Raw genomic sequence first — 16018 nt, 5'->3', positions numbered from 1 at the left:
CGATGACCGCTTTTCTGCGCTCCGGCCATGCGGACGGATTTTCCCGCGAAAGCCTGCCCCCGGTCGAGAGCTGGCCGGCGCTCGATCTCGCGGCGGCGGGGCTCGCCTATCCCGAGCGCCTCAACGTCGTCACCGAACTGCTCGACAGCCATGTCGCGGAGGGTCGCGGCGGGCGGACCGCGATCATCTCCGGCGAGTTGCGCTGGAGCTATGCCGATCTGGCGGAGCGGGTTAACCGCATCGCCAATGTGCTGACCCGCGATCTCGGCATGGTCTCGGGCAACCGCGTGCTGCTGCGCGCCGCCAACACGCCGATGATGGTCGCGGCCTATCTCGCCGTGCTCAAGACCGGGGGCGTCGCGGTCGCGACCATGCCGATGCTGCGCGCCGGCGAACTGGCCTATCCGATCCGGAAAGCGAGGATCGCGCTGGCGCTCTGCGACGAGGCGCTGGCAGCCGATCTCGAAGCGGCGCGGGCACAGGCTCCGGAGCTTGCCCGCATCGTCATTTGGGGCGGCGATGCCGAAGACGGTCTCGACGCGCTGATGCGTCGGCCCGGCTACGAGCACTTCGACGCCGCCGACACCGCGTCCGACGACGTCTGCCTGATCGGCTTCACCTCCGGCACCACCGGCGAGCCGAAGGGCACGATGCATTTCCAGCGCGACCTGCTGGCGATCTGCGACTGCTATGGCGCGCGCGTGCTGAAGGCCTCGCCCGACGACCGCTTCATCGGCTCGCCGCCGCTCGCCTTCACCTTCGGCCTCGGCGGCCTCGTGCTGTTTCCGATGCGGATCGGGGCGGCGATGGTCCTGCCCGACAGGACCGCCCCGCCGGACCTGATCGCGGCGATCGAGCAATCGCGCGCCACGGTCTGCTTCACCGCGCCGACCGCCTATCGGGCCATGCTCGACCGGCTCGACGGACGCGACATCTCCTCGCTGCGCATCTGCGTCTCGGCCGGTGAGGCGCTGCCGAAGCCGACCTTCGACGCCTGGCGGGCGAAGACCGGGCTGCCGCTGATGGACGGCATCGGCGCGACCGAGATGCTGCACATCTTCATCGCCGCCCCGCGCGAGGCGATCCGCCCAGGCGCGACCGGCCTGCCGGTGCCGGGCTACGAGGCGAAGATCGTCGACGAGGACGGACGCGACGTGCCCGACGGCACGCCCGGCCGGCTCGCCGTGCGCGGCCCGACCGGCTGCCGCTATCTCGCCGATCCGCGGCAGGGCAAATACGTCACCGAGGGCTGGAACGTCACCGGCGACACCTATCTGCGCGATGCGGACGGTTATTTCTGGTACCAGGCCCGCTCCGACGACATGATCATCTCCTCGGGCTACAACATCGCCGGTCCCGAGGTCGAGATCTGCCTTCTGACCCATCCGGCGGTGGCGGAATGCGGCGTCGTCGCGGCGCCCTGCCCCGAGCGCGGCAACATCGTGAAGGCCTACGTCGTGCTGCGCGATGGCCATCACGGCGACGCGGCGCTGGTGAAGGCGTTGCAGGATCACGTCAAGGCGGCTATCGCGCCCTACAAATATCCCCGCGCCATCGCGTTCGTCTCCGCCCTGCCGAAGACGCCGACCGGCAAGCTGCAGCGCTTCGCGCTGCGCCAGATGGCGCAAGGCGAGGCCTGAGATCCCAGTCGATACGGGCCGGAACGGCCAAACCGAGGCGACGCCATGTCGAACGACGCCAAATCCAACAAGGCGCTTGCCCGCGCGATCAATCCGGAAGGCTGGCCGGTCCCGCGCGGCTACGCCAACGGCATGGTCGCCGAAGGCCGCGTGCTGGTCACGGGCGGGCTCGTCGGCTGGGACGCGGCCGGCGTGTTCGCCGAGGGCTTCCTGCCGCAGCTTCGCCAGACGCTGTCCAACATAAGGGCGGTGGTCGAGGCCGGCGGCGGGCGGATCGAGGACATCGTCCGGCTGACCTGGTACGTCACCGACATCGACGCCTATCGCGCCAGCCTGAAGGAGATGGGCCCGGTCTACCGCGCCGTGATGGGCCGGCATTTCCCGGCCATGGCGGTGGTTCAGGTGGTGGCGCTGGTCGAGCGCGAGGCGCTGGTCGAGATCGAGGCGACGGCGGTCATCGCGGGCTGAACCTGCTGGTCTGACGCAAAGCCAGTCGGAAATCGTGTTTCCTGCTGTCTCCATTTTGCCGACGATACAAAACGCAACCAAATCGGCTTTGGCGTTTAAGGCTTCTACCCGCGCGCTCCCGCGACACTCCTCCCGCCGCCAGTCCGGCGGCGGCCATTGCGCCAGTTCAGGAGGGTAGATCCATGTCCAGCATCGGGAGCGTCGGCGGCTTTCGGCCGCCGCCGGGCAAGCCGCCGAGTTCCGAGAAACTCGACGGCAACAGCGACGGGGCCTTGAGCCTCGACGAGTTCAAGAGCGGCGCTCCCAGGGGCGCCGACAGCGCCAGAAGCGAGGCGCTGTTCAAGTCGATCGATGCCGATTCCAGCGGCGCGATCGGCAAGAACGAGCAGCAGGCCTTCCGGAAGGCGGCGCAGGACCGGGGCCCGCCGCCCTCGCGCATCGCGATGGAAGCCTCGCAGGCCTATGGCAGCGGCTCTCAGCTCGCCGGCCGGCTCCAGGCGACAAGCGGCAGCTACGCGCAGGCGGCCTGAGCCGCCGGCTGCGAACGCCACGAGCGCCGGCCGGCAGAAGCCGCCCCGGCGCCTCAGATTCCCGCGCCGTCCTGAAGCCGGTCGCGCGCCGGCGCGCGCCAGAGCCTGGCATGAAGCTGGCGGAAGATCGGCCGCAGCGCGATGTCGCCGAGCGCCAATGCGGCGGCGAGGCCAACCCGTCCGGTCAGCACGAGCGCGGCGCAGAACAGGCCGGCCGTGCTCGCCAGCCGCCAGCTCACGCCCTCGAGCCAGCGCCTGCGATCGGGCGTCCCGCGCCGGCCGACGAGGCGCAGCGCAAGGCGGCCGATCCGCGCCGGAACGTCTTCACCGGCCGGCAGGCCCTCCGGGGCGCGCTCATCAGGCTCGACGAAACCGAAGGCCACCGTCTCGTTGCTGATCCGGTCGATCAGGATGAAGCCGCCGAGTTCGCGGCTCCGCGCATAGGGCAAGGCGACCAGCGGCCGGTCGAGCCGCAGCGTCACGAGCCCGATGCCGTTCATGCGCAGGCTCTGGGCCGGCACGGGGCGAAAACCCTCGATGTCGATGCTGTGATGCAGGCTGTCGAGCGTCGCGTTTCCGCTTTGCGTCGCCAGTTTGACCAGGAACTGGCCGCCTTCGATCAGCGCGCGCTCGCCGGTCCAGAGCAGGCGCGCGCGCAGTTCGCGCGTCGCGACGATATCGCTGTCGGCCGAGACGATGACGTCTCCGCGCGAGATGTCGACCTCGTCCGCGAGCGTCAGCGTCACCGCCTGCCCGGCCACCGCCTGCCGCGCTTCGCCCGACGCACCGATCACCCGCGCGATCGTGCTGGCGCGGCCCGACGGCAGCACGGTGACGGCATCGCCGACGCGGGCGCGTCCGGCCGCCGGCGTGCCGGCATAGCCGCGAAAGTCGAGATCGGGCCGGTTGACCCATTGCACCGGCAGCACGAAGCCGGCCGCGTCGGCCTGCGCCTCGTCGACCGCGACCGTCTCCAGCAGCGGCAGCAGCGCCGGCCCGCCATGCCAGGGCGTCAGCGCCGAGCGGCGCAGCACGTTCTCGCCGTCGCGGGCCGAGACCGGCACGAAGGCGATCGAGGCGAAGCCGAGACCGGCGACGGCGGCGCGATAGTCGGAGGCGATGGCCTCGAACACCGCCTCGTCGTAGCCGACGAGATCCATCTTGTTGATCGCGACCACGACATGGCGCACGCCGACCAGCGAGACGATGAAGGAGTGCCGCCGCGTCTGCGGCAGCAGGCCCTTGCGCGCATCGATCAGGATGATGGCGAGGTCTGCGGTCGAGGCCCCGGTCGCCATGTTGCGGGTATACTGCTCGTGACCGGGCGTGTCGGCGACGATGAAGCTGCGCCTTTCGGTGGCGAAATAGCGGTAGGCGACGTCGATGGTGATTCCCTGCTCGCGCTCGGCCGAAAGCCCGTCGACCAGCAGCGCGAAATCGGGCCGCGCTCCTTGCGTGCCGAACTTGCGCGACTCCGCGTCGAGCGCGGTGAGCTGGTCGTCGAGCACGGCGCCGGCCTCGTAGAGCATGCGACCGATCAGGGTCGACTTGCCGTCGTCGACCGAGCCGCAGGTGATGAAGCGCAGCAGCGAGGGCCGGCCGAGCGAGCCGGACTGCGTGCTGTCATTGGCGGGGGCGGCGGCAGCCGGCTTGACGCGCCGGTCTTCGGCGAGCGCGCTCATGGGAGATAGGCCCGCATCAGAAATAGCCTTCCTGCTTCTTCTGCTCCATCGAGCCGGCGCCGTCATGGTCGATGACGCGGCCCTGCCGCTCCGACGAGCGCGAGGCCCTCATCTCGGCGATGATGTCGGTGAGGTTCGTCGCGTCGCTCTCGACCGCGCCGGTCAGCGGATAGCAGCCGAGCGTGCGGAAGCGGACCATGCGGGTCTCGGCGACCTCGCCGGGCAGAAGCGCCATGCGCTCGTCGTCGCGCATGATCCAGGCCTCGCCCCGCCTGACGACCGGGCGCGGGGCGGCGAAGTAGAGCGGCACGACGGGAATGTTCTCCAGCGCGATGTAGTCCCAGACGTCGCGCTCGGTCCAGTTCGAGAGCGGAAACACGCGAAAGCTCTCGCCCTTGTGCTTGCGGGTGTTGAACAATTGCCAGGGCTCGGGGCGCTGGTTCTTGGGGTCCCAGCGATGCTCCGTCGAACGCAGCGAGAAGACGCGCTCCTTGGCCCGGCTCTTCTCCTCGTCGCGGCGCGCCCCGCCGAAGGCCGCGTCGAAACCGTGCAGGTCGAGCGCCTGCTTCAGCCCCTGCGTCTTCATCACGTCGGTATGGACGCGCGAGCCCGAGGCGAAGGGCGAAATGCCGGCCTTCACGCCGTCCTGGTTGATATGGACGATCAGGTCGATCCCGAGCCGCGCCGCCGTTTCGTCGCGGAAGGCGATCATCTCGCGGAACTTCCAGGTCGTGTCGACATGGAGCAGCGGGAATGGCGGTTTTGCGGGATGGAAGGCCTTCATCGCCAGATGCAGCAGGACGGCGGAATCCTTGCCGATCGAATAGAGCAGCACCGGCCTGTCGCAGGTCGCCACCACCTCGCGGATGATGAAGATCGCCTCGGCCTCGAGCTTCTGGAGATGGCTGAGCTGGATCATGCGTGCGCCTCAGCCAGCGTCCTGCGCTGGAGCTTGCCGTCGGCCCCGACATGCAGCCCGCATTCCCTGGCCGCGTCGTCCTCCCACCACCAGCGCCCGGCCCGCTCGGACTCGCCCGGCTGGACGGCGCGGGTGCAGGGCTGGCAGCCGATCGAGACGAAACCGCGCTCGTGCAGCGGGTTCAGCGGCACGTCGTTGCCTTTCGCGAAGGCGAGCGCCTCCTCGCGCGACCAGTCGAGCAGCGGGTTGACCTTGCTCAGGCCGCGCGCCGCGTCGTCCTCGGCGAAGGCCGCGCCGCCGCGCGCGGCCGACTGGTCGGCGCGCAGGCCGGTGATCCAGATGTCGGCGCCGGCCAAAGCGCGGCCGAGCGGCTCGACCTTGCGGATGACGCAGCAGCCCTTGCGGGCGTCGCGCGAGCCGTAGAAGCCGTTGATCCCGTTCTGGCGGACGAAGAGCTCGAGCGCGTCGTGGCGCGGATAGAACGGCGCGATCACGATGCCGTAGCGCGCCTCGGTCTCAGCCCAAAGCGCATAGACCTCCGGAAACAGCCGGCCGGTGTCGAGCGTGACGAACTCGACCGGCAGTCCGGACTCGACGATCAGATGGGTCAGAACCTGATCCTCCAGCCCGAAGCTGGTGGTGAAGACGATGCGGCCGGGCGCGGCCTCGCGCAGAGCTTCGAGACGGCCGGCGGCATCCGTTCCGGCGAACGCCTGCGCCAGTCCGGCCGCGCTCGGCCGGTGTGGGGCGGACGGCGGGATGGTGGCCGGAATGCTTGCGGCCATGGCTGCTCCGGGCGTTCGGTAAATCGAACGCTTCACGTAGCCCCGAAGGCATGAATGATCAATTCACAGGCCGTAGCGTGGTTTTTCTTATTTCACTTCAAAGGGAGAAAAATGTTTCTTTACCTGTCATTGCGAGCGCGGCGAAGCGATCCAGAACCCTCGCTTTACGCTCTTCCATTGCTTCGCTTCGCTCGCAATGACGAGCTAATCAAATCCCCCGCGTCGCGCCGCCGTCGATGCGGATCTTCGCGCCGGTGACGTAGCTCGCGCGCTCGCTGGCGAGGAAGGTCACGACGTCGGCGAATTCCTGGGCCGTGCCGTAGCGCCCGGCCGGGATCGTGGCGCGCGAGGCCCTGGCCGCCTCTTCCGGCGTGACGCCGGTGCGGTCGGCGGCGGCCTTGTCGAGCTGGTCGACGCGCTCGGTGTGGATGCGGCCGGGCAGCACGACGTTGACGGTGACGCCCTGGCTCGCCACCTCGGCCGAGAGCGTCTTGGACCAGCCGATCACGGCCGAGCGTATGCCGTTGGAGAGCGCCAGCCGCGGGATCGGCTGCTCGACGCCGGACGAGGCGATGGTGATGATCCGGCCGAAGCCGCGCTCGGCCATGCCGGGCAGCAGGCCCTGCGCGAGATGGAACAGGTTCGCCGCCATCGCCTCGAAATGCTTGAGCCAGTCGTCGCGGCCGGCCTCGCGCGCCTCGGCCGGCGGCGGGCCGCCGGAATTGCCGATCAGGATGTCGACGCCGCCGGCATCCTTCAGCACGCCGACGAGGGAATCGACCGAGGCCAGATCCGACAGGTCGAGGCTGGCCGCGAAGACCCGGCCCCTCGCCTCCTCGGGCAGCTCGGCGACCCAGGCGTCGGTGGCTGCGACATTGCGGGCGGCCGCGATCACGGACGCGCCTTCGGTCGCCAAAGTGCGGGCGATGGCCGCGCCGAGGCCGCGACTCGCGCCAAGGACCAGAGCGCGCTTGTTGTGAAGGCCGAGATCCATGATGTGCCCTGTCGGTTCGGCGGCGCGACCGCGCTGCCCTCCGCACGCCTGATAGCGGCTGGCTGGGCTTAAGGGAATGGCTGGCCGCCGCAAGACTATCCTGTATACAGATGCGCCTGTTTGTGCGGCGCAATATCGAATTTTATTGACTAAAATCGGTCCATGGTCATTTCTGGTATACAGAAATGGGGTTCACGCCATGACGCAAGCGCCACGCTTTCCGCTCAATGCCTGGTATGCCTCCGCCTGGGACGTCGAGATCAAGCGCGCCCTGTTCCCGCGCACCATCGCCGGCCGGCACATCGTCTTCTATCGCAAGGGCGACGGCGCGGTCGCGGCGCTGGAGGACGCCTGCTGGCATAGGCTGGCGCCGCTCTCGCGCGGCCGGCTCGACGGCGACACGGTGATCTGCGGCTATCACGGGCTCGCCTTCAACGCGCAGGGGCGCTGCACCTTCATGCCGTCGCAGGAGACGATCAATCCGTCGGCCTGCGTGCGCGCCTACCCCGTCGCCGAGAAGCACCGCTTCGTCTGGGTCTGGCCCGGCGATCCGGCGCTCGCCGACCCCGCCCTGATCCCCGATCTGCACTGGAACCAGGATCCGGACTGGGCCGGCGACGGCGGCACGATCCATGTGAAATGCGACTATCGTCTCGTGCTCGACAACCTGATGGACCTGACCCACGAGACCTATGTCCACGGCTCCAGCATCGGCAACAGCGCGGTCGCCGAAGCCCCGTTCGAGACGACCCATGGCGAGCGCACCGTCACGGTGACGCGCTGGATGGAGGGCATCGAGCCGCCGCCGTTCTGGGCCGGCCAGCTCGGCAAGCCCGGCCCGGTCGACCGCTGGCAGATCATCCGCTTCGAGCAGCCCTGCACCATCGCGATCGACGTCGGCGTCGCGCCGGCGGGCGCCGGCGCGCCCGCCGGCGACCGCTCGCAGGGCGTCAACGGCTATGTGCTGAACACGATCACGCCCGAGACCGACGGAACCTGCCATTATTTCTGGGCCTTCGCCCGCAACTACCGCCTCAGGGACCAGGCCCTGACGACGCAGTTGCGCGAGGGCGTCTCGAGCATCTTCAAGGAGGACGAGGAGATCCTGGAGGCGCAGCAGATCGCGATGGAAGCCAATCCGGGCCGGGTCTTCTACAACCTCAACATCGATTCAGGCTCGATGTGGGCGCGCCGGCTGATCGAGCGGGCGATCGCGGCGGAGACAGCGCCGAGCCAGCTCCAGGCGGCGGAATAGCCCATGTCGCTCGCGCTCGACCGGGACGCGGACAAGGCCGGCTCGCAGACCGTCAAGGCCCAGCTCGCCCTGCGCGAGCTCGTGCTCGGCGGCGCGGTCTCGGCCGGCGAGCGCCTGACCGAGCAGGGCATGGTCGAGCGGCTCGGCGTCTCGCGCACGCCGATCCGCGCCGCGCTGCTGCTGCTCGCGGAGGAAGGCCTGCTGGAGCCGCTTCCCAACGGCGGCTTCACGGCCCGCGCCTTCAGCGAGCGCGAGGTGCTGGATTCGATCGAGATGCGTGGCGCGCTGGAAGGACTGGCGGCCCGCCTCGCCGCCGAACGCGGCCCGAGCCCGCATGCGCTCGACCAGATCAGGCGCGGGCTCGACCGGATCGACGCGGTCGTCGAGGAGGCCATGACCTCGCTCGCCGCCTTCTCGGCCTATGTCGACCTCAACGCCGCCTTCCACCGGCAGGTGGTCGCCCTCGCGGGCAGCGGCACGCTGGAGCGGCAGATCGAGCGGGTGATGACGCTTCCGTTCGCCTCGCCCAGCGCCTTCGTGATGGCGCAGGCAGACATGCCCGGCGCCGGCACGGTCCTGATCGTGGCTCAGGACCAGCATCGCTGCATCCTCGAGGCGCTGACGGCCGGCGAAGGGGCCAGGGCCGAGCAGGTGATGCGCGAGCACTCGCGTCTCGCCGGCCGCAATCTCAGCCGGGCGCTGCGCCATCGCGAGGCGCTGGCGCTGGTGCCGGGCGCGGCGCTGATCCGCACCCTGAGCGACGGTTGAGGGGCGGACCGATGCGCTTCGCGACGATCTGGGGAGAGGCGGAGATCGCGGCGGTCGCCGAGGTTGCGGACGGCGTCCGCGAGATCGCGATCGCCCCGCTCGGCCGCCCGGTCGCGCGGTTCCGGCCGGGCGCGCATCTCGACATCGCGCTCGTCATCGGCGAGCGGCCCGACACCCGCTCCTACTCGCTGGTCGGCCGGACGGGCGAGCCCTGCTACCGCATCGCGGTGAAGCGCCGCGCCGACAGCCGCGGCGGCTCGCTGGCGATGTGGCGGATGCGGCCGGGCGCAAGGCTCAGCATCTGCGAACCGATCGACAGCTTCTCGGTCGAGCCCGGCCGCGGCGCCTATCTGCTGATCGCCGGGGGCATCGGCATCACGCCGCTGGTCGGCATGGCCGAGGAACTCGTCGCGAAGGGGGCGGACGTCTCCCTGGTCCACGCCGTCCGGCAGCGCGAAGAGGCCGCCTATGCGCGGCGGCTGCGATCCTGCCTCGGCGAACGTTACCGGCTCCATGCGTCGGCGCAGGGCGGCCGGCTCGATCTGGCCGCGGCTTTCGCCGGCCTCGCGCCCGGCGGGCTCGCGGCGATCTGCGGGCCGATGCCGATGCTGGACGCCGCCAAGCGGGCCTGGGACGCGCAAGGCCGGCCCGCCTCCGACCTGCGCTGGGAAACCTTTGGCTCCAGCGGCAACCTCGCGACCGAGCCCTTCGTGGTCAGGCTCCCGCGCTTCGGCCGCGAGATCACGGTGCCGGCCTCGCGCAGCCTGCTGGAGGCGCTGGAGGAGGCCGGGCTCGACGTGATCTCCGATTGCCGGCGCGGCGAGTGCGGGCTTTGCGCGGTCGACATCCTCGCCTGCGACGGCGCGGTCGATCATCGCGACGTCTTCTTCAGCGCGCACCAGAAGCAGGAGAACCGCAAGCTCTGCGCCTGCGTCTCGCGGGCGCACGGCACGCTGACCATCGACACCGCCTATCGGCCGGATTGACAGGTTTCGACGCGCAGCCGAAAACTGTGCGAATTCAGAATAATAGTGCGATAATCGCACAATTTGGGAGGATCATCATGACGAAGACGACATCCGGATTTTCGCGTCGCGCGGCGCTCGCCCTCGGCGGCTCGGCGCTGGCGCTCGGCCTCGCCGGCGCGCCGGCGCAGGCGCAGCAGGTGGTCAAGGTCGGCCTGATCCTGCCGATGACCGGCCCCTTCGCCTCGACCGGGCGGCAGATCGAGGCCGCGGCCAAGCTCTACGTCGCCCAGAAGGGCGCGAGCGTCGCCGGCAAGACGCTGGAGCTCGTGGTCAAGGACGACACCGGCGCGCCCGACGTGACGCGCCGGCTGGCGCAGGAGCTGATCCTCAACGACAAGGTCAGCGTCATCGCCGGTTTCGGCCTGACCCCGCTGGCCATGGCGACCGCGCCGGTCGCGAACCAGGCCAGGATCCCGATGGTGGTGATGGCGGCGGGCACGTCGAGCATCGTCGACGCCTCGCCCTTCGTCACGCGGACCAGCTTCACCCAGGCTCAGTCGGCCGTGACGATGGCGAACTGGGCGGCCAAGAACGGCATCAAGAAGGTCGTCAGCCTCGTCTCCGACTATGCGCCCGGCCACGACAGCGAAAAGTTCTTCGCCGAGGCCTTCAAGGCCGATGGCGGCGAGGTCGTGCAGTCGCTGCGCGTGCCGCTGCAGAACCCGGATTTCGCGCCCTTCCTGCAGCGCGTGAAGGACGCCGCGCCCGAGGCGATGTTCGTCTTCGTGCCGTCGGGCGTCGGCGCGGTGCTGATGAAGCAGTTCGTCGAGCGCGGCCTCGACAAGTCCGGCATCAAGCTGATCGGCCCCGGCGACATCGTCGACGACGACATCCTGAACGGCTACGGCGACGCCGCGCTCGGCACGATCACGGCGCATCTCTATTCCGCCGCCCATCCGAGCGCGATGAACAAGGCCTATGTCGAGGCCTTCAAGAAGGCCAACAACAACATGCGGCCGAACTTCATGTCGGTCGGGGGCTATGACGGCATGCACCTGATCTACGAGGCGCTGAAGAAGACCGGCGGCGCGACCGACGGCGCCGGCCTGATCGAGGCGATGAAGGGCATGGCGTGGGAGAGCCCGCGCGGGCCGATCTCGATCGACGCCGCGACCCGCGAGATCGTCCAGAACATCTATATCCGCAAGGTCGAGAAAATCGACGGCGAACTCTACAATGTCGAGTTCGCGACGGTCGAAAACGTCAAGGACCCGGTGAAGGCCGGCCGCAAGTAAGCGGCGGCGTCATCCGACCCGAGGTCGAAGCCGCGCCTTGCCGGCTTCGACCAACCCCTCCTCGCCCCGGGACAATTCTCGTCATGGCCACCATCCTGCTCGACGGGATCGCCTATGGCATGCTGCTGTTCGTGCTGGCCTGCGGCCTCTCGATCACGCTCGGCCTGATGAACTTCGTCAACCTGGCCCATGGCGCCTTCGCCATGGCCGGCGGCTACGCCACGGTCATCCTGGTGAACCGGCTCGGCATCCCCTTCCTCGCCGCGCTGCCGCTGGCGTTCCTCGCCAGCGCGGCGCTCGGCCTGATCTTCGAGCGGACGCTCTACAGCCGGATGTATGGCCGCGAGCATCTCGACCAGGTGCTGTTCTCGATCGGCCTCGTCTTCATGTCGATCGCGGCGACGGACTATCTGATGGGCTCGCAGCAGCAGTTCCTGAAGCTGCCGGACTTCCTGAAGGGCCAGATCCAGGTCTTCGGCGTCGGCATCGGCCGCTACCGCCTGATGATCATGCTGATCTGCGGCCTCTTGGCGCTGGCGCTGCAATGGGTCCTGGCCTCGACGCGCTTCGGCAGCCAGCTCCGCGCCGCCGTCGACGACGGCCGGGTGGCGCGCGGCCTCGGCATCCCGGTCCCGACCGTCTTCGCTGTCACTTTCGCGGTCGGCTCGGGGCTCGCCGGACTCGGCGGCGCGCTCGCGACCGAGATCGTCGGGCTCGATCCGACCTTTCCGCTCAAGTTCATGCTCTACTTCCTGATCGTCGTCACGGTAGGCGGCACGTCGAGCCTGACCGGCCCCTTTCTCGCCGCGCTCCTGCTCGGCGTCGCCGACGTGATGGGCAAATACCTCGTGCCGCAGTTCGGCGCCTTCATCATCTACGCGACCATGATCACGGTGCTGATGCTGCGCCCGCACGGCCTGTTCGCGAGGGGGCGCTGAGATGAACGCGCCCGTCGAACCAGACGCCGTCCAGTCCGGCGCGGCCCTCTCGCCAAGTGAGTTCCTGCGTCGCAAGGCGGCCTGGCGCTGGCCCGAATTCCTGTTCTGGGGCAGTGCCTTCGCGCTGCTTCTTCTGTTGCCGAATCGCCATCTCCTGCTCAACGAGATCGCGATCCTCGGCCTGTTCGCGCTCTCGCTCGACCTGATCCTCGGCTATGCCGGCATCGTCTCGCTCGGGCATGCCGCCTTCTTCGGCGTCGGCGCCTATGCCGCCGGCCTGCTCGCCAAGAACGGCATCTCCGAGCCTGTGACCGGGCTCGTGCTTTCGGGCGCGATCGCGGGCGCGGTCGGCTTCGCGGCGAGCTTCATGATCCTGCGCGGCACGGACCTGACCCGGCTGATGGTGACGCTCGGCGTCGCGCTGATCTTCCACGAGCTCGCCAACCGGCTCGACTGGCTGACCGGCGGCGCGGACGGCCTGCTCGGCATCTCGCTCGGCCCGATCCTCGGCCGCTTCGCGTTCGATTTCGCCGGCACCGCTGCGTATTCCTACAGCCTCACCGTGACCTTCCTGCTCTTCCTGCTGGCGCGGCGGCTGGTGCACTCGCCCTTCGGCCTGTCCCTCAAGGCGCTGAAGGAGAACCCGCTGCGGGCCGCCACGATCGGCATCGCGCCGGCCCGCCGCATCGTCGCGATCTACACGGTCGCGGCGGTCTATGCCGGCATGGCCGGGGCGCTGCTGACCCAGACGACCCAGTTCGTCTCGCTCGAGGTGCTCGACTTCGCCCGCTCGGCCGACACGCTGCTCGTGCTGGTCATCGGCGGCTCGGGCTATCTCTATGGCGGCCTGATCGGCGCGATCGCCTTCAAGCTGATGAAGGACACGCTCTCGGCGATCACGCCGGCCTACTGGATATTCTGGATGGGCGCGATCCTCGTCATCCTCGTGCTGATCGGCCGCGACCGGCTGATGGAGCAGCTCGCCCGCCCCTTCGCGCCGCTGTTGAGCCGGCTTGGAGCGCGCAAGCCGGAAGAGCGCAGATCATGACGGCGGCGCTCCAGACCACCGGCCTGAGCAAGTCCTTCGGCGGCTTCAAGGCGAACACGGACGTCTCGCTGACCGTGGCGCCGGGCGCGCGCCACGCGCTGATCGGCCCCAACGGCGCCGGCAAGACCACCTTCATCAACCTGCTCACCGGCGTCCTGCCCGTCACCTCGGGCACGATCGCGCTGCATGGCGAGGACGTCACCGGCGTCAGCCAGCAGGGCCGGGTCCGGCGCGGCATGGCGCGGACCTACCAGATCAACCAGCTCTTCATGCAGTTGACGCCGATCGAGGCGATCAGCCTCGCCATCGCCGAGCGCGAGGGCTCCGGCGCGCGCTGGTGGAGCCGCGTCGGAGCCGACAGCGCCGTTGTCGACGAGGCCGAGGCGCTGCTGAAGCGCATGCGGCTCGGCGCGCTGATGACGCGGCCGACCAACACCCTGCCCTACGGCAAGCAGCGCCTGCTCGAACTCGCGCTCGGCATGGCCTGCAGGCCGAAACTGCTGCTGCTCGACGAACCGGCCGCCGGCGTGCCCGAGGACGAGCGCCACGACGTGCTCGACAGCGTCGCGGCGCTGCCCGACGACGTCACCGTGCTGCTGATCGAGCACGACATGGAGCTTGTCTTCTCCTTCGCCGACCGGATCTCGGTGCTGGTCCAGGGCCAGCTCTTCGCAGAGGGATCGGTCGACGAGATCTCGACCGATCCGCGCGTGAAAGCCGTCTATCTCGGGGAGGACACCCATGTCTGATCTCCTCGAAATCGACGCTCTGGTCGCCGGCTATCGCGACGCCGTCGTCATCAACGGGCTGTCGCTGTCGCTGGCCCAGGGCCAGGCGCTGGCGCTGCTCGGGCGCAACGGCGTCGGCAAGACCACGCTGATCGACACGATCATGGGGCTGACGCGCCATGTCGCCGGCGCCATCCGCTTCGACGGAGCCGACATCACGCGGCTCGCGCCGGAGAAGCGGGCGGCGGCCGGAATCGGCTGGGTGCCGCAGGAGCGCAACATTTTCCGTTCGCTCAGCGTGGAGGAGAACCTCACCGCCGTGCAGCGCGGCGCCGGCTGGAGCGTGGCGCGCGCCTACGAACTGTTCCCGCGCCTCGCCGAGCGGCGGCGCAATCTCGGCAACCAGCTCTCGGGCGGCGAGCAGCAGATGCTGGCGGTGGCGCGCGCCCTGATGCTCGACCCGAAGCTCCTGCTGCTCGACGAGCCGCTGGAAGGGCTCGCCCCGATCATCGTCGACGAATTGCTGGCCGCGATCGCGAAACTCAACCGCGAGGCCGGGCTGACCACCATCCTGGTCGAGCAGAAGGCGCGCAAGATCCTGCCCTTCACCGACCACGCGATCATCCTCGACCGGGGCGCGATCGTGCATCGGTCGAGTTCGACCGACCTGCTCGATGACGACGCCGCGATGGCGGCCCATCTCGCCGTCGCCGACCGCCCCGTCCGCCCCCGGCGCGGCGCGCGCGCCTCCACCCACCACACCTGACCGAGCCGAAAACGACCAGAGGATGCCGATCATGACGAGGACAACCCCACCCTTCCGCGCCGACATGGTCGGCAGCCTGCTGCGCTCGCAGGCGGTCTCGGACGCGCGCGCCAGGCGCGCCAGAGGCGAGATCGACGCCGCCGCGCTGAAGGCGGTCGAGGACACCGAGATCCGCAAGCTGATCGCCAGGCAGGAGGCGGTCGGGCTCAAGGGCGTCACCGACGGCGAGTTCCGCCGCGCCTTCTGGCATTTCGACTTCATGGAGGAACTCGACGGGATCGACGCGATCACGGCCGATTCGGGCATGAACTTCCAGGGCGGCGTGACGATCTCGAAGTCGCTGCGCATCACCGGCAAGGTCGGCTTCTCGGGCCACCCGATGATCGGGCACTTCACCTTCCTGCGCGACAACGTCTCGCCCGGCTCGACGCCTAAGATGACCATTCCCGGCCCGAGCATGCTGCACTACCGGGGCGGCCGGAAGATGATCAACATGGGCGTCTATCCGGAGATGGACGCCTTTTATGCCGATGTCGGCTCCGCCTACAACAAGGCGGTCCACGCCTTCTACGACGCCGGCTGCCGCTATCTGCAGCTCGACGACATCTCGTTCGCCTATCTCTGCGACCCCGAGCAGCGCGAGATGCTGCGGGCGCGCGGCGACGATCCGGCGCATCAGCCCGAGATCTACGCCGGCATGGTCCGCGAGGCGCTGAAGGACAAGCCGGCCGACCTCGCCGTCACCATGCATCTCTGCCGCGGCAATTTCCGCTCGACCTTCATCGCGTCGGGCGGCTACGAGCCGGTCGCCGAGGTGCTGTTCAACTCCATGCCGGTCGACGGCTATTTCATGGAATGGGACAACGACCGCTCGGGCGGCTTCGAGCCCCTGCGCTTCCTGCCCAAGGGCAAGCATGTCGTGCTCGGCCTCGTCACCTCCAAGACCGGCACGATCGAGAGCAAGGACGACCTCAAGCGCCGGATCGACGAAGCCTCGAAATTCGTCTCGCTCGACCAGCTCTGCCTGTCGCCGCAATGCGGTTTCGCCTCGACCGAGGAAGGCAACACGCTGGCCGAGGACGAACAGTGGAAGAAGCTCGAACTGATCGTCGAGACGGCCCGCGAAGTCTGGGGCTGAGCCCGCGCCGACAGGCCGGAAGACCGCCTTTTCCAAGGCGTCCAGATACAGCGCCGTCGCCGGTTCGCAGCGTCGGCGGCGCCCGCCTGTTAAAGT

At 69.1% G+C, this 16018-nt stretch carries 16 protein-coding genes; 12 read left to right on the top strand and 4 right to left on the bottom strand.

Annotated elements, in window-relative coordinates; translation table 11 throughout:
• Positions 1-2 precede the first annotated feature (2 nt).
• From AC1RRW_RS18715 to AC1RRW_RS18705, 3 genes are all read left to right on the top strand, one after another.
• Entirely contained in the window at positions 3-1640 is a 1638-nt protein-coding gene (locus AC1RRW_RS18715) for a benzoate-CoA ligase family protein (RefSeq protein ID WP_492902693.1), read from the top strand.
• A gap of 45 nt (positions 1641-1685) precedes the next feature.
• Positions 1686-2108: a RidA family protein gene (locus AC1RRW_RS18710; protein WP_492902691.1), complete on the top strand. Its 423-nt coding sequence runs from the start codon at positions 1686-1688 to the stop codon at positions 2106-2108.
• Positions 2109-2290: 182 nt separating this feature from the next.
• The gene (locus tag AC1RRW_RS18705; protein WP_492902689.1) at positions 2291-2638 is read left to right on the top strand and encodes a hypothetical protein; all 348 of its coding nucleotides are present in this window, start codon (positions 2291-2293) and stop codon (positions 2636-2638) included.
• Positions 2639-2691: 53 nt separating this feature from the next.
• Here AC1RRW_RS18705 and cysN read toward each other — a convergent pair whose 3' ends face one another.
• The 4 genes from cysN to AC1RRW_RS18685 all read right to left on the bottom strand — a co-directional run bounded on the left by cysN (position 2692) and on the right by AC1RRW_RS18685 (position 7018).
• Entirely contained in the window at positions 2692-4320 is a 1629-nt protein-coding gene (cysN, locus tag AC1RRW_RS18700) for a sulfate adenylyltransferase subunit CysN (protein WP_492902687.1), read from the bottom strand.
• Positions 4321-4336: 16 nt separating this feature from the next.
• Complete coding sequence (cysD, locus tag AC1RRW_RS18695) at positions 4337-5239, bottom strand: sulfate adenylyltransferase subunit CysD (protein ID WP_492902685.1); 903 nt, start codon at positions 5237-5239, stop codon at positions 4337-4339.
• A complete protein-coding gene (locus tag AC1RRW_RS18690; RefSeq protein ID WP_492902683.1) occupies positions 5236-6024 on the bottom strand; it encodes a phosphoadenylyl-sulfate reductase in 789 nt (262 codons plus the stop codon). The genes cysD and AC1RRW_RS18690 overlap by 4 nt, the downstream gene beginning before the upstream one ends.
• Before the next feature lie 208 nt (positions 6025-6232).
• Positions 6233-7018, bottom strand: a complete 786-nt coding sequence (locus AC1RRW_RS18685; RefSeq protein ID WP_492902681.1) for an SDR family oxidoreductase — start codon at positions 7016-7018, stop codon at positions 6233-6235.
• Positions 7019-7217: 199 nt separating this feature from the next.
• On the opposite strand from AC1RRW_RS18685, the gene AC1RRW_RS18680 reads away from it, so the two are divergent.
• The 9 genes from AC1RRW_RS18680 to AC1RRW_RS18640 all read left to right on the top strand — a co-directional run bounded on the left by AC1RRW_RS18680 (position 7218) and on the right by AC1RRW_RS18640 (position 15922).
• A complete protein-coding gene (locus tag AC1RRW_RS18680) occupies positions 7218-8273 on the top strand; it encodes an aromatic ring-hydroxylating dioxygenase subunit alpha (protein WP_492902679.1) in 1056 nt (351 codons plus the stop codon).
• 3 nt (positions 8274-8276) lie between these two features.
• Positions 8277-9041 carry a GntR family transcriptional regulator gene (locus tag AC1RRW_RS18675; protein WP_492902677.1) on the top strand — a complete coding sequence of 255 codons (765 nt, stop codon included), beginning with the start codon at positions 8277-8279 and terminating at the stop codon, positions 9039-9041.
• Positions 9042-9052: 11 nt separating this feature from the next.
• Complete coding sequence (locus AC1RRW_RS18670; RefSeq protein ID WP_492902675.1) at positions 9053-10027, top strand: PDR/VanB family oxidoreductase; 975 nt, start codon at positions 9053-9055, stop codon at positions 10025-10027.
• Between the two features lie 77 nt (positions 10028-10104).
• A complete protein-coding gene (locus AC1RRW_RS18665; protein WP_492902673.1) occupies positions 10105-11304 on the top strand; it encodes an ABC transporter substrate-binding protein in 1200 nt (399 codons plus the stop codon).
• Between the two features lie 83 nt (positions 11305-11387).
• Positions 11388-12242, top strand: a complete 855-nt coding sequence (locus tag AC1RRW_RS18660; RefSeq protein ID WP_492902672.1) for a branched-chain amino acid ABC transporter permease — start codon at positions 11388-11390, stop codon at positions 12240-12242.
• A gap of 1 nt (position 12243) precedes the next feature.
• Positions 12244-13290, top strand: a complete 1047-nt coding sequence (locus tag AC1RRW_RS18655; protein ID WP_492902670.1) for a branched-chain amino acid ABC transporter permease — start codon at positions 12244-12246, stop codon at positions 13288-13290.
• Positions 13287-14039, top strand: a complete 753-nt coding sequence (locus AC1RRW_RS18650; protein ID WP_492902668.1) for an ABC transporter ATP-binding protein — start codon at positions 13287-13289, stop codon at positions 14037-14039. The genes AC1RRW_RS18655 and AC1RRW_RS18650 overlap by 4 nt, the downstream gene beginning before the upstream one ends.
• Complete coding sequence (locus tag AC1RRW_RS18645; protein ID WP_492902666.1) at positions 14032-14784, top strand: ABC transporter ATP-binding protein; 753 nt, start codon at positions 14032-14034, stop codon at positions 14782-14784. Before AC1RRW_RS18650 ends, AC1RRW_RS18645 begins: the two co-directional genes overlap by 8 nt.
• 31 nt (positions 14785-14815) lie before the next feature.
• Positions 14816-15922 carry a 5-methyltetrahydropteroyltriglutamate--homocysteine S-methyltransferase gene (locus AC1RRW_RS18640; protein WP_492902664.1) on the top strand — a complete coding sequence of 369 codons (1107 nt, stop codon included), beginning with the start codon at positions 14816-14818 and terminating at the stop codon, positions 15920-15922.
• Positions 15923-16018: the final 96 nt, after the last annotated feature.

Source organism: Allobosea sp. GW821-FHT12C12 (assembly GCF_058807355.1).
The sequence above is the reverse complement of the archived record's forward strand: the minus strand, read 5'-3'. Positions and strand labels throughout refer to the sequence as shown.